General features: G+C 73.8%; 2 protein-coding genes. Both read right to left on the bottom strand.

Features of this window, described 5'->3' with window-relative positions:
• A partial coding sequence (locus ABT297_RS40760; protein ID WP_350558753.1) for a type I polyketide synthase occupies window positions 1-6,452 on the bottom strand: 6,452 nt, incomplete at its 3' end.
• 29 nt (window positions 6,453-6,481) lie between these two features.
• Window positions 6,482-14,734 (bottom strand): SDR family NAD(P)-dependent oxidoreductase (locus ABT297_RS40755; RefSeq protein WP_502885719.1); only part of this gene is annotated, 8,253 nt, incomplete at its 5' end.

Raw genomic sequence — 14,734 nt, 5'->3', positions numbered from 1 at the left:
AACGCCACCTCACACTCCGCCATCCGCTCGGCAAAAACAGCAGACTGCTCCCACAACTCCCGCGCCATACCCACCCACTGCGAACCCTGACCCGGGAACACGAAGACGGTGCGACCGACGGGACCGGCCGTGCCCTGCACGAGGGAGCTGTCGGCGCGGCCCTCGGCCAGCGCGGTCAGGCCCCGCAGCAGGGTGTCGTGGTCCCGGCCGGAGACGACGGCGCGGTGTTCGAACGCGGTCCGGTTGTGGATCAGTGAGTATCCGACGTCGGCGGTCCGCAGGCCGGGCCGGCGTGCGACGTGTCCGGCCAGCCGGGCCGCCTGCGCCAGCAGCGCCTGCTCGCTGCGTCCGGAGACCGGCCACAGCACGGGCCGGGCCTCGCCCGGCCCGGCAGTCGGCCCGGTGATCGGCTCGGGATCCGCTTCGGCGGCCTGCTCGATGATGACGTGGGCGTTGGTGCCGCTGAGGCCGAAGGACGAGATGCCGGCCCGACGCGGCCGGCCGTTCGCCGTCCACCGCTCGGCCTCGGTGAGCAGGGCGACCGTCCCCGCCGACCAGTCGACGTCGGGGGTGGGCTCGGTGCTGTGCAGCGTCCGAGGCAGCAGTTCGTGCCGCATGGCCTGCACCATCTTGATGATGCCGGCGACGCCCGACGCCGCCTGGGTGTGGCCGATGTTGGACTTCACCGAGCCGAGCCGCACCGGCCGGTCCGCGGGCCGGCCCTGGCCGTACGTGGCCAGCAACGCCTGCACCTCGATCGGGTCGCCCAGCCTCGTGCCGGTCCCGTGCCCCTCGATCACGTCGACGTCGGCCGGCTCGAGGCCGGCGTTGGCGAGCGCGCTGCGGATGACCCGCTGCTGCGCCAGCCCGTTCGGGGCGGTGAGGCCGTTGCTGGCACCGTCCTGGTTGATCGCGGAGCCGAGGACCGTCGCGAGGACGGGGTGGCCGTTGCGCCGTGCGTCGCTGAGCCGCTCCAGCAGCAGCACGCCGATGCCCTCCCCGATGCCGAACCCGTCGGCGGAGGCGTCATAGGACTTGCACCGCCCGTCCGAGGCCAGGCCACGCTGGCGGCTGAATCCGGTGAGCGACAACGAGGTGCCCAGCACGGTGACGCCCGCGGCCAGCGCGAGCGTGCACTCGCCGCCACGCAGTGCCTGCGCGGCGAGATGCAACGCCACCAGCGACGAGGAGCACGCGGTGTCCACGGTCACCGCGGGGCCTTCGAGGCCCATGGTGTAGGCGACGCGCCCGGACAGGACGCTGGTGGAGACACCGGCGATGAGGTGGCCCTCGACCTCGTCGGGGACGTCATAGCTGCCGTACCCCTGGTAGGCGGCGCCGGCGAAGACGCCGGTCCGGCTGCCGCGCAGCGTGGCCGGATCGATGCCGGCGCGCTCGAACGCCTCCCATGAGGTTTCCAGCAGCAGGCGCTGCTGGGGGTCCATCGCCAGCGCCTCGCGCGGCGAAACGCCGAAGAAGGCGGCGTCGAACTCCCCGGCCGCGTGCAGGAAACCGCCCTCGACCGAATAGGTGGTGCCGGGCCGGTCCGGGTCGGCGTCGTAGAGGCCCGTCACGTTCCAGCCCCGATCGGTCGGCAGCTCCGTGATGGCGTCACGGCCGGCGACGAGCAGGTCCCACAGCTCGTCCGGATCGCTCACGCCGCCCGGATACCGGCAGGCCATCCCGACGATGACGACGGGATCGCCGTCGGCCGCGGCGGCGACCGGCGTCTCGACGGGTACGGCGGCGCCGGTACCGAGGAGCAGCTCGCCCACGTGCCGGGCGAGCGCGGTGGCCGACGAGTAGTCGAAGATCACGGTGACCGGCAGCCGGAGCCCGGTTGCGGCGTTGAGCCGGTTGCGCATCTCGACGGCGGTGAGGGAGTCGAAGCCGAGGTCGCGGAACGCCCGGTCCGGGTCGATGCCGCCACCCGAGTCGTGGCCCAGGACACCTGCGGCGTGCGTGCGCACGAGATCGCTCAGCAGCCGGTCCCGATCGGCGGGCGCGGTGTCGCGCAGCCGGCGGCGCAGCGCGGAGCCCGCCCCGTCCTCCTCCTCGGCGCGCGCCTCCTCGGTGGTCAGGGCCCGGCGCGCCTCCGGGAGGTCGGCGATCAGCGGACTCGGACGCATCGAGGTGAACACCGGCGCGAACCGGTCCCAGTCGACGGCGGCGACCACGACGACGGTGTCGTCGTTGTCCAGCACCCCCTGGAACGCGGTGAGGGCCACGGCGGGCGACATGAACGGTACGCCCCGGCCGCGCAGCTGTTCCTCGGCGAGGTTCGCCGCCATACCGCCGCCATCGGCCGGATCCCAGATGCCCCAGATGATCGACGTGGCGGTCAGGCCCCTGGACCGGCGGTGCTCGGCCAGGCCGTCGAGGTAGGCGTTGGCGGAGGCGTATGCGCCGTGCTCACCGCTGCCCCAGACCGCTGAGATCGAGGAGAACAGCACGAAGGCGTCCAGCGGGTCGTCGGCGAAGACGGCGTTGAGGTTGTCGGCGCCGCGGACCTTCGCGTACAGCGTCTCCGCGAAGTGGTCCGGGTCGGTGTCGTCGAGCGGGATCAGGACACCGGCGCCGGCGGCGTGAATGACCGAGCGGATGTCGGCGCCGTCGCGGTGCAGCCCGGCGACGATCGCGGCCAGCTCCTCCCGGTCGGCGACGTCGCAGGCCACGATCGATACCCGGGTGCCCCGCGCGGTCAGCTGTTCGGCCAGGTCGGCCGCGCCGTCGGCGGCGTCACCATGGCGGCTGAGCAGTACCAGGTGTTCCGCCCCACGGTCGGCGAGCCAGCGAGCCAGCTGCCGGCCCACGCCGCCGGTGCCGCCGGTGATGAGCGTGGTGCCGGCCGGACGCCAGGAGCGTACGGCCGCGGTGTCGGCAGCGTTGTCGGTCAGTGCGGCGCGGACCAGTCGCCGGCCGTAGGCGCCGGTGGCCCGGACGGCCACCTGGTCCTCGCCATCGCGGCCGGCGAGGACGTGGCGCAGCCGCTCGGCGGCCGGTGCGTCAAGCTCGGCCGGTAGGTCGACGAGACCACCCCAGCGAGCGGGATGCTCCAGCGCGGCGACCCGGCCGAGGCCCCAGATCAGGCTCTGGGCAGGCGAGGTGAGCGCGTCGGTGGTACCGGTGCTCACCGCGCCTCGGGTGGCCCACCACAGCGGGGCTTCGCAACCGCTGTCGCCGAGTGCCTGCAGCAGCACCAGGCTCAGCGCGGTGCCGTCGGTCATCTGGGGGTTGCGCCGATGCGGGTGTTCGTCCAGGGCGAGCAGGGAGAGGACCCCGGAGACAGGGCTCGGGAGACCGGCGAGGGTCTCGGTGAGGCGCGCGACGAGCACGGACCGCTCGTCGTCGGACGGGTTGAGCGTGACCGGCACGACGGTGACACCGTGGTCCGCGAGCGCCCGCTCGCAGGCGCCGGTGAGGGAAGCGCCGGCGGTGGCGGCGGAGGACACGAGCAGCCAGGTTCCGGCCGGCGTGGCACCGGGCCTGCCGGAAAGCCGGTGCCAGTCGACGCGATAGCGCCAGGAGTCGGCCGTGGCGCGCTGCTCGTACTGCCGGCGCCAGGCCGCCAGGGCGGGCAGCACGGCACTGACGGTGTCGTCCGGCCCCAGACCGAGGGTGGCGGTGAAGGCCGGGAGGTTCTCGTCGTCGACGGTCTCCCAGAAGCCCGCCTCCGCGGGGTGCGGCGCGGGTGGCGCGTCGGCGGCGTCCGCCGGGCGTTGCAGCCAGTACCAGCGGCGCTGGAACGGGTAGGTGGGCAACGCGACCTCGGTGCTCGGCCGGCCGGCGAAGAGCGTGGGCCAGTCGGGCGACAGTCCGCGCACGTGCGCCTCGGCGAGCGAACGCAGGACGGTGTCCAAACCGCCCTGTCCGCGCCGAAGGGTGCCGACGGCGGTGACCTCGGCGTCGGCGGCCTCGGCGGTCTGCGCGACACCGACGGTGAGGACGGGGTGGGCGCTGGGCTCGATGAAGACGTTGTAGCCCTCGTCGAGGAGGATCCTGCTCGCCTCGGCGAAGCGCACGGTCTGGCGAAGGTTTCGATACCAGTAGCCGGCGTCGAGGGTGCTGGTGTCCCGCCAGCCGGCGTCGACGGTGGACAGGAACGGCACGGCGGCGGCAACCGGGCTGATGCCGGCGAGGTCGCTCAGCAGCCGGTCCCGGATCTGCTCGACCTGGACGGAGTGCGAGGCGTAGTCGACCGGAATGACCCGCGCCCGGACATCGCCCGCGACAAGCTCAGCGACAAACGCCTCGACCTCGCCGGAATCGCCGGCCACGACGGTCGACGACGGACCATTGACAGCGGCAACAGAAAGCCCCGACCGGCCACTCAAACGTTCGGCAACATCAGCAGCCGGCAGCGGCACAGACGCCATGCCACCCAGCCCGGCCAGCGCCGCGACCGCCCGGCTGCGCAGCGCGACAACCCTCGCCCCGTCCTCCAGCGACAACCCACCAGCCACCACCGCCGCCGCGATCTCCCCCTGCGAATGCCCCACCACCGCATCCGGCACCACACCAAACGACCGCCACAGCTCCGCCAGCGACACCATCACCGAAAACAACACCGGCTGCACCACATCAACCCGCTCCCACGAGTCACCCCCAAACACCCGATCCCGCAACGACCAACCCACAAACGGCGACAACGCCGCCTCACACTCCGCCATCCGCTCAGCGAACACAGCAGACTGCTCCCACAACTCCCGCGCCATACCCACCCACTGCGAACCCTGACCCGGGAACACGAAGACGGTGCGGCTGGTGCGGATGTCGCCGCCGCGCACCAGGGTGGCCGACGGCTGGTCGTCGGCAAGGGCGTCGAGGTCGGTGGCGAGCCCGGCGCGGTCCGCCGCGATCACGACGGCGCGGTGCTCGAAGGTGGTCCGGGTGGTGGCCAGGGCCCGCCCGGCGGCGTCGAGGTCGAGGTCCGGGTGCCCGGCGAGGTACGCCCGAAGCTGCCGCGCCCGGTCGCGCAGCCCGTCCCGGTCGCGGGCGGAGACCAGCCACGGCACCGGGACGGCAGGCGTGCGCCGGGTCGGGGCATCGGGCTGCTCATCCTCGAGCGGGTCGGGCCGCTCGAGGATGACGTGCGCGTTGGTGCCGCTGATGCCGAAGGAGGAGACCGCGGCCCGGCGCGCATGGTCGTCCGTATCCGGCCACGGCACGGGCCGCGTCACGAGCCGCACGGTGCCACGGGACCAGTCCACCTGTGAGGTGGGGTGCTCGGCGTGCAGGGTGGGCGGCACGGTGCCGTGGCGCATCGCCATGACCATCTTGATGACTCCGCCCACCCCGGCGGCGGCCTGGGTGTGGCCGATGTTGGACTTCAGCGAACCGAGCAGCAGCGGTCGGTCCGGGGAGCGGTCCCGGCCGTAGGTCGCCAGCAGCGCCTGGGCCTCGATCGGGTCGCCGAGGGCCGTGCCGGTGCCGTGCGCCTCGACGACGTCGACCGCGTCGGGCTTCAGCCGCGCGTCGTTCAGGGCGCTGCGGATGACCCGCTGCTGCGCCGGGCCGTTGGGTGCGGTCAGCCGGCTGCTCGCGCCGTCCTGGTTGACGGCGCTGCCGCGGACCACGGCGAGGACCGGGTGACCGTTGCGCCGGGCCTCCGAGAGCCGTTCCAGCAGGACCATGCCGACGCCCTCGCCCCAGCCGGTGCCGTCGGCCTCGTCGGCGAAGGACTTGCACCGCCCGTCGCCGGCCAGCCCGCCCTGCCGGCTCATCTCGGTGAAGGGCACGGGCGTCGACATCACCATGGCACCGCCGGCGAGGGCCAGCGAGCACTCCTGCCGGCGCAGCGAGTGCGCCGCCAGGTGAATGGCCACCAGCGACGAGGAGCACGCGGTGTCCACGGTGATCGCCGGGCCTTCGATGCCGAGGGTGTAGGAGATCCGGCCCGAGGCGACGCTGTCGGACACGCCGTTGCCGATGTATCCCTGCACGTCCTGCGGAATCTGGTGCAACCGGAGGGCGTAATCCTGGTACATGACGCCCGCGAACACACCGGTATCGCTCCCGCGCAACGTGCTCGCGTCGATGCCGGCCCGCTCGAAGGCCTCCCACGCCGTCTCGAGCATCAGCCGCTGCTGCGGGTCCATGGCCAGGGCCTCGCGCGGCGAGATGTTGAAGAACGCCGCGTCGAAGTCACCGACCGCGTCGAGGAAGCCTCCCTCGGCCGAATAGGTGCTGCCCGGCCTCTGGCGGCTCGGGTCGTACAGGGAGTCCAGGTCCCAGCCGCGGTCGTCGGGGAACGCGCTCACCGCGTCCGTGCCGGACAGGACCAGGCGCCAGAGGTCCTCCGGGGTGCGGACGCCACCCGGATATCGGCAGCTCATGCCGATGATGGCGATGGGCTCCTGGTCTCTGGCCTCCACCTCGGTGAGGCGCTTACGGGTGTGGTGCAGGTCCGTCGCCACCCGCTTGAGGTAATCGCGAAGCTTGTCATCGTTCACAGGAATCGTCACCTTCCCTCAGCGGCCGGTCATGACATCCCAAGCTCGTTGTCGATGAAGTCGAAGAGCTCGTCATCGGTCGCCTCGTCCATGCGCTCCTCGACCAGGACATCCGCCGAGCCGGAGCCCGCGCGCAGCTTGCCGAGCAGGATCTGCAGGCGGTTCACCACCTCGGGGCCGGCCTGGCCCCCGTCGAGCGCGTTCTCCAGGAGGTTGATCGCGGCCAGTCCCGCCGTCTCCGGTTCGGTGTCGTCCGGCACCAGTTCGGCGGCGAGATGGCGGGCGATCGCCGCCGACGTCGGGTAGTCGAACAGCAGGGTCGCGGGCAGCCGCAGGCCGGTACCGGCATTGAGCCGGTTGCGCAGCTCGACCGCCGTCAGCGAGTCGAATCCGAGCTCCATCAGGCCGCGATCGCCGTCGACCGCGGCCGGGTCCGCGAACCCGAGCACCGTGGCCGCCTGCTGCCGGACGAGCTCCAGCAGCAGGCGCTCCCGCTGGACCTCGGACTGGCCACGGAGTCGCCGGATCAGCGACGCCGCGGCGTCCGGCCCGGCGGCGGTGCCGACGGCTCGCCGCACCGGGGTCCGCACCAGTCCGCGCAGCAGGAGGGGGTGACCGGCGGTCGCCATCGCGTCGAGATCCAGCCGCAGCGGCAGGACCGCGGGCTCGCCCGCGGCGACCGCCGTGTCGAACAGGCGTACACCCTCCTCGGGCGTGAAGGCGACGATGCCGCCGCGGGCGATGCGCCGAAGGTCCGCCTCGCCGAGGCCGCCGCTCATGCCGCCCTCGGTGGCCCACAGACCCCAGTCGAGCGACACGGCCGGGAGTCCCGCCGCGCGACGGCGTTGCGCCAGCGCGTCGAGGAAGGCGTTGGCCGCGGCGTAGTTGCCCTGGCCCATGCCGCCGAAGACGCCGGCGATCGAGGAGAACATCACGAATGCCGACAGATCCATCCCGCGGGTGAGCTCGTGCAGGTGCAGGGCGGCGTCCACCTTCGGGCGCAGCACCTCGCGCATCCGCTGCGGGGTCAGCGCGTCGAGGACGCCGTCGGACAGCACACCGGCGGCGTGCACCACGGCGGTGAGTGGGTACGCCTCGGGCAGCCCGGCGATCAGCGTCGCGAGCCGGTCCCGGTCGGCCGCGTCGCACGCCACGACCTCGGCGTGCGCGCCCAGCTCGCCCAGTTCGGCGCACAGCTCGGCGGAGCCGGCGGCGTCGGGCCCGCGCCGGCTGGTCAGCAGCAGCCGCCGGACACCGTGGTGGGACACCAGGTGCCGGGCGATGTGCCGGCCGATCGCGCCGGTACCGCCGGTGATCAGCACGGTGCCCTCGCGTCCCCAGTCGGGCGACGCCGGCGGGTCGGTACGCGGTACCCGCGCGAGGCGCGCCTGATGCGCCACCCCGGCGCGCAGTGCCAGTTGCGGCTCGCCCGAGCTGACCGCGGCCGGCAGGGACGCCATCGACGCGGGATCGCCGTCCAGGTCCACGATGACGAACTGGCCGGGGTTCTCGGTCTGCGCGGTTCGCACCAGTCCCCACACCGCCGCGTGGGCCAGGTCCGCCACGTCGGCGTCCGGGCCCACCGCCACACCGCCACGGGTCACCAGCAGCAGGGTGGCGCCACGGAACCGCTCCTGCGCGAGCCAGCCCCGCAGGAGTTCGAGGGCGTACTCGGTGGCGGTCCGGACCGCCGACGCCTCGTCCCGACCGGGGGCGGCGTCGACCGGGATCGGGGCCACCACCACGCGGGGAAGATCCGCGTCACCGGCCGTCAGCGCGGCGAGGTCACCCACCGTGCGGCTGACGCCGGCCGCGGCCCACTGCGAATCATCGCCGGCGAGGACGACCCAGTCCGCGGACGCCGCGGGCGACGCTTCCCGCAGCGGCAGGACGGGCCACTCCAGCCGGAACAGCTCGTCGTGCTGCCCGGTCGGGCGGGCGGTGCGTACCTGGTCGGTGGTGACCGGTCGAAGGACCAGCGAGCGCACCGAGGCGACGGGCACGCCGGCCGCGTCGGCGGCGAGCACCTCCACGGCGTCGCGGCCCACCGGCCGCAGCCGCAGGCGCAGCGACGAGGCCCCGGAGGCGTACAGGCGCACGCCGTTCCAGGCGAACGGCAGCCAGCTCTGCACGGACCCCTGCAGCACCCCGAAGGTCAGGCCGTGCAGCGCGCTGTCCAGCAGGGCGGGGTGCAGCCCGTACCGGGCGGCGTCGGACTGCTGGCCCTGTGGCAGTGCCGCCTCGACGTACACGTCGTCGCCGAGCCGCCAGGCCGCCCGCAGCCCCTGGAAGGCCGGGCCGTAGGCGAAGCCACCCAGCTCGAACCGCTCGTAGAGGCCATCCGTCTCGATCGGCTCGGCGCCCGCCGGCGGCCATTCGGTCAGGTCCGCCACAACGTCCCGCCCGGCGACCGCGAGCAGGCCGCTCACGTGCCGGGTCCACGGCTGCCCGGACGGCGCGTTCTCCGGCCGGGAGTGCACGGCGATCGTACGGCTTGCCCCGTCACCGGCGGCGCCGACCGACACCTGCAGCATCACCGCTTCCTGCGGCCCGATCGCCAGGGGCGCCTCGAGCAGCAGCTCCTCGACCTCGTCGCAGCCGGCCTCGTCGCCGGCCCGCATCGCCAGCTCGAGCAATGCCGTGGCCGGGAAGAGCGCCGAGCCCAGGATGCTGTGGTCGGCCAGCCAGGGGTGGCTGCGGGTGGACAGGCGGGTGGTGAACAGGAACCCGTCCGAGTCCGCGAGCTGCACCGCCGCGCCCAGCAGCGGATGCTGGGCCGCGCGCAGGCCGGCCGACGCCACGTCGCCGGTGACGGCGTTGGCCTCGAGCCAGTAGCGCTCACGCTGGAAGGCATACGTGGGCAGGTCCACGTGCCGGTCCCACGGGCCGGTGAAGAACCGCGACCAGTCGACCGGCACGCCGCGGGTGTACAGGTGAGCCAGCGCCGCGGTCACCGACCAGGTCTCAGCTCGGTCCTTGCGCAGCACCGACACGAGGGCTTCGGGGTCGACGCCTTGGTCCGCCAGGCAGTCGCGACCCATCGCGGTCAGTGACTGGTCCGGTCCCAGTTCGAGGAAGTCGGTGACCCCTGCCTCGGCCAGCCGGCAGATGCCGTCGTGGAAGCGGACGGCCTCGCGCACATGGGCCACCCAGTAGTCGGCCCCGCAGATCTCGTCGGCGCTCGCCACCCGGCCCGTCAGGTTCGACACCACCGGGATCCGGGGTGGCCGGAAGTCCATGGTCTCGGCCACTCGGCGGAACTCGTCGAGCATCCCGTCCATGTGCGGCGAGTGGAAGGCGTGGCTGACCGTCAGCCGCCGAGCCTTGCCGCCCAGCGACTGCCAGCGGGCGGCGACGTCCAGTACCGCCTCCTCGTCACCGGAGATCACCGTCGAGGCCGGACCGTTGATCGCCGCGACCGAGACCCGGTCCGACAGGCCGTCCAGCAACGGCTCGACCTGATCCACCGGGGCGGTCAGCGCGACCATCGTGCCCCCCGCGGGCAGCGCCTGCATCAGCCGCCCGCGGGCCGCGACCAGCCGGGCCGCGTCGGGCAACGACAGGACGCCGGCGACGTGCGCCGCGGCGAGCTCGCCGACCGAGTGGCCGAGCAGCATGGCCGGGGTGACGTCCCAGTGCTCCACCAGGCGGAAGAGTGCGACCTGGAGCGCGAACAGTGCCGGCTGGGTGTAGGCGGTGGTGTCCAGCAGCGCGGCCTCGGGCGAGCCGGCCGGCGCGAACATCACCTCCTGCAGCGGCCGGTCGAGCGCTGCGTCGAGCTCCGCGCACACCGCGTCGAACGCGTCGGCGAAGACCGGGTGGGTACGGCGCAGCTCGGCACCCATGCCGAGACGCTGGCTGCCCTGTCCGGAGAAGAGGAAGGCCGTCCTGCCCGCACCGGAGGTGCCGCGCACCACACCGGGCGCGGTCGCGTCCGAAGCCAGCGCGCACAGGCCGGCGAGCAGCGCGTCCCGGCTGTCCCCCGCGACGGCGCCGCGGTGGCCGAACGCGGTGCGGCTCGTCGCGAGCGCCCGGCCGACGTCGGAGATGCTCAGCGCGGGACGGGCCTGCGCGTACGCCAGTAGCCGCTCGGCCTGCGCCCGCAGGGCCGTCGCGCTGCGGGCCGAGACGAGCCAGGGAACGACACGGCCGGTCCGCGACTCGACGTCTGGGGCATTGTCGGCCGGGGCATCGACGACCGGGGCATCGTCGGCCGGGACGTGCTCCAGGACGGTGTGCGCGTTCGTGCCGCTGACGCCGAAGGACGACACCGCGCAACGGCGGGGGCGGCCGGTCTCGGGCCATGACGTGTGCTCGGTCAGCAGCGACACCGCGCCCGACGACCAGTCGACCAGCGGCGTTGGCCGGTCCACGTGCAGCGTCCGGGGCAGCAGACCGTGCCGCATGGCCTGCACCATCTTGATGACCCCGGCGATACCGGCGGCGGCCTGGGAGTGGCCGATGTTGGACTTCAGGGAGCCGAGCAGGAGCGGCTGGTCGGCGGGGCGGCTCTGGCCGTACGTGGCCAGCAGCGCCTGGGCCTCGATGGGGTCGCCGAGCCGGGTGCCGGTGCCGTGTGCCTCGACCGCGTCGATGTCGGCGGCGCTGACCCCGGCGTTGGCGAGCGCCTGCGTGATGACGCGCTGCTGGGACGGGCCGTTCGGCGCGGTGAGGCCGTTGCTGGCACCGTCCTGGTTGATGGCCGAGCCGAGGACCAGCGCCAGTACGGGGTGGCCGTTGCGCCGTGCGTCGGAGAGTCGTTCGAGTACCACGACGCCGGCGCCCTCGGCCCAGGCGGTGCCGTCGGCCGCGGCGGCGAACGGCTTGCAGCGGCCGTCCTCGGCGAGTCCGCGCTGCCGGCTGAACTCGACGAACGAACCCGGGGTGGCCATGACGGCGACGCCGCCGGCCACCGCGATCGTGCACTCGCCGCCACGCAGTGCCTGTGCGGCGAGGTGGATGGCCACGAGCGACGAGGAGCACGCGGTGTCCACGGTCACCGCCGGGCCCTCCAGGCCGAGGGTGTAGGCGATGCGGCCCGAGGCGACGCTACCGGCGCTGCCCAGGCCCAGATAGCCTTCGATCTCCTTGGGCGGCTGCTGGGCGCGGGATCCGTAGTCGTGGTAACTGGAGCCGATGAAGACGCCGGCCCGGCTGCCCTTGAGCGTCAGCGGGTCGACGCCGGCCCGCTCGAATGCCTCCCACGTGATTTCGAGCAGGAGCCGCTGCTGGGGATCGATCGCCAGCGCCTCCCGGGGCGAGATGCCGAAGAAGGCCGGGTCGAACTCGTCGGCACGGTGCAGGAATCCGCCGTGGCGCGTGTACGAGGTGCCCGACTGACCGGCGTCGGCCGAATACAGCTCCTCCAGATTCCAGCCGCGGGTGCTGGGGAACGGGGTGATCGCGTCGGTGCCGTCGGCCACGAGCTTCCAGAGGTCCTCGGGCGACTCGACGTCGCCGGGGAACCGGCAGCTCATGGCCACGATGGCGATCGGGTCGCCGGCCGGCTGTACCACCGGGGCGGCGGGGGCCGCCGGGGCCGCGGGCGCCGGCTGGAGACCGGCCTCGGCCTCGACCAGCTCCGCCAGGTGCCGCACCAGGACGGTCATCGTGGGATGGTCGAAGGCCAGCGTCACGGACAGCCGCAGTCCGGTGGCCGCGGCCAGCCGGTTGCGCAGGTCCACCGCCGTCAGCGAGTCGAAGCCGAGGTCCCGGAAGACGCGGCCGGCCTCGATCGCGGCCGGGTCGGCGTGTCCGAGCGTCTCCGCGACCTGCACGCGGACCACTGCGATCAGCTCCTCCTCGCGCTCGGCCGGGGACAGCCGCGCGAGCCGGGCGACGAACGAGTCGCCGTCGCGGGCACCGCCGGCACCCGTGCCCTCGGAGAGGAAGGGCACCGCCTCCGGCAGGTCACGCAGCACGGTGTTGGGCCGCAGCGTCACCGAGACGCGGGTAAACCGCTCCCAGTGGAAGCCGGAGACGATCAGCCGGGCCTCGCGCCCCGCCAGGGCGGCACCGAGCGCGGCGAGGGCCAGCTCCGGCTCCATCGGCTCCAGGCCGGCACGGACCAGCCGATCCGACTCGGACGCGGCCGCGCTGTTGCCGGACCACAGGCCCCAGGCCACCGAGGTGGCGGGCAGCGCACGGGCCTGCCGCCGCTCCGCCAGGGCGTCCAGGAACGCGTTCGCGGCGGCGTAGCTTCCCTGGCCCGTACCCGGCAGGGTGGCGGCCAGCGAGGAGAACAGGACGAAGGCGTCCAGCTCCAGGTCCCGGGTGAGCGCGTCGAGGTGTACCGCGGCCTGGACCTTGGGGCGCAGCACGGCCGCGGCGCGCTGCGGGGTGAGGCTGTCGAGGACACCGTCATCCAGGACACCGGCCGCGTGCACGACGGTGCGCAGCGGGCGGTCGGCCGGGATCGAGGCGAGCAGGGCGGCGAGGGCGTCGCGGTCGGCGACGTCGCAGGCCACCGCGACCGCCTCCACGCCCGTCTCGGCCAGCGAGGCGACCAGGGCGCCGGCGCCGGGAGCGGCCGATCCCTGCCGGCTGGCGAGCACGATGCGCCGCGCACCGGCGCGCGCCAGCCAGCGGGCGACGTGCGCGCCGAGTGCGCCCGTGCCGCCGGTGATCAATGCGGTACCGGAGGTGGCCCATCCGGTGTCCGGGCCCGGCTCGGCCGGCGCGGCCCGCACCAGGCGCCGGGCGAAGACGCCGGAGCCCCGGATGGCGAGCTGGTCCTCACCATCCAGGCCCGCGAGGACGCGCACCAGCCGGCCGAGCGCCCGGTCGTCCCACTGCCCGGGCAGGTCGATCAGGCCGGCCCACCGTTGCGGGTACTCCATGCCGGCTACGGCGCCGAGGCCCCAGATCATCGACTGGTGCGCGATGACGGTGTCGGCACGCCCGACCCGGACCGCACCGGCGGTGGCGGCCCACAGCGGCGCGGTGACACCGGCGTCGCCGAGCGCTTGCACCAGGATGGTCGTGAGCGCCAGGCCGGGCGGCACGGCGGGATCCTCGTCGGGGGTGTCGTGCGCGAGGGCGAGCAGTGCCAGCACCCCGTCGGGCGCGCCCTCGGTGAGACGGCCGCTCAGGTCCTCGGCGACGGCCGCACGGTCGTCGTCGCCGATCGGCACGGTGACGACGGTGGCGCCGTGCCCGCGCAGCGCGCCCACGCAGGCGGTGACGGCCGGATCCGCCGCCGCGACGGCCGGCACGAGCAGCCACCAGGTGCCGGGCAGGACGGGGGTGTTCCCGCCGGTGGTGAGGGGCTTCCAGGTCACCCGGTAGCGCCAGTTGTCCACGGTGGAACGGTCGCGGCGTTCACGGTGCCAGGACGACAACGCGGGCAGCACCGCCCGCAGGGAGGCCCGGGCCTCCTCGTCCGCCATCCGCAGCGTGCTCGCCACGGTCGCGTGGTCACCCTGTTCCACCGCCGTCCAGAAGCCGGCGTCGGCGGGATCCACACCGGCCGGACCGGCCTCGGCCGAGTCCGGCGCCGCCAGCCAGTACCGCGAACGTTGAAAGGCGTACGTCGGTAGTTCGGCCCGGCGGGCACCGGTGCCGGCCAGCACGGCGTCCCAGTCGATGCGTACGCCATGTGCGTGCAGCGTGCCGAGCGAGGCGAGGAACCGTTCCAGCCCGCCGTCGGCCTCGCGGAGGGTGCCGGTCACGCACCCGGCGACACCCGCCGACTCCACCGCCTGCTGCAGCCACACCGACAGCACCGGATCCACGCTGATCTCGACGAAGGCGGTGTGCTCGGCCCGAAGCAACGCGGTGACGGCCGAGGAGAAGACGACCGGCTCCCGAAGGTTCCGGTACCAGTACTTGGCGTCCAGCGAGGTGGTGTCCATGCGCTCGCCGGTGACCGTGGAGTAGAACGCGACATCCGAGGACCGGGGCACGATCTCGGCGAAGGCCGCCTGCAGTTCGGCCTGCAGCCGCTCGATCTGCGGCGAGTGCCCGGCGAACTCGACGCCGGGAAGGGGCCAGGACATGACGCCCACGTCGGCGAGACGCTCGCTGATCTCGCGCAGGGCTGCCGGATCGCCGGAGACCGTCACCGAGCCGGGGCCGTTGACGGCGGCTACCGAGACCCGGTCCGCCCAGGGCCGCAGATGCTCGGTGACCTTCTCGGGGGAGGTCGCGACGAACAGCATCCCGCCGTGACCGACCAGGGGCAGCAGCGCCTTGCTGCGCAGTGCGACGACCTTCGCTCCGTCCTCCAGCGACAGCCCACCGGCCACCACCGCCGCCGCGATCTCCCCCTGCGAATGCCCCAC

It is taken from the genome of Dactylosporangium sp. NPDC000555 (assembly GCF_040300025.1).
Classification (GTDB): Bacteria; Actinomycetota; Actinomycetes; order Mycobacteriales; family Micromonosporaceae; genus Dactylosporangium.
Note: the sequence above shows the minus strand (reverse complement) of the source record. Positions and strands in the feature narration are given on the sequence as shown.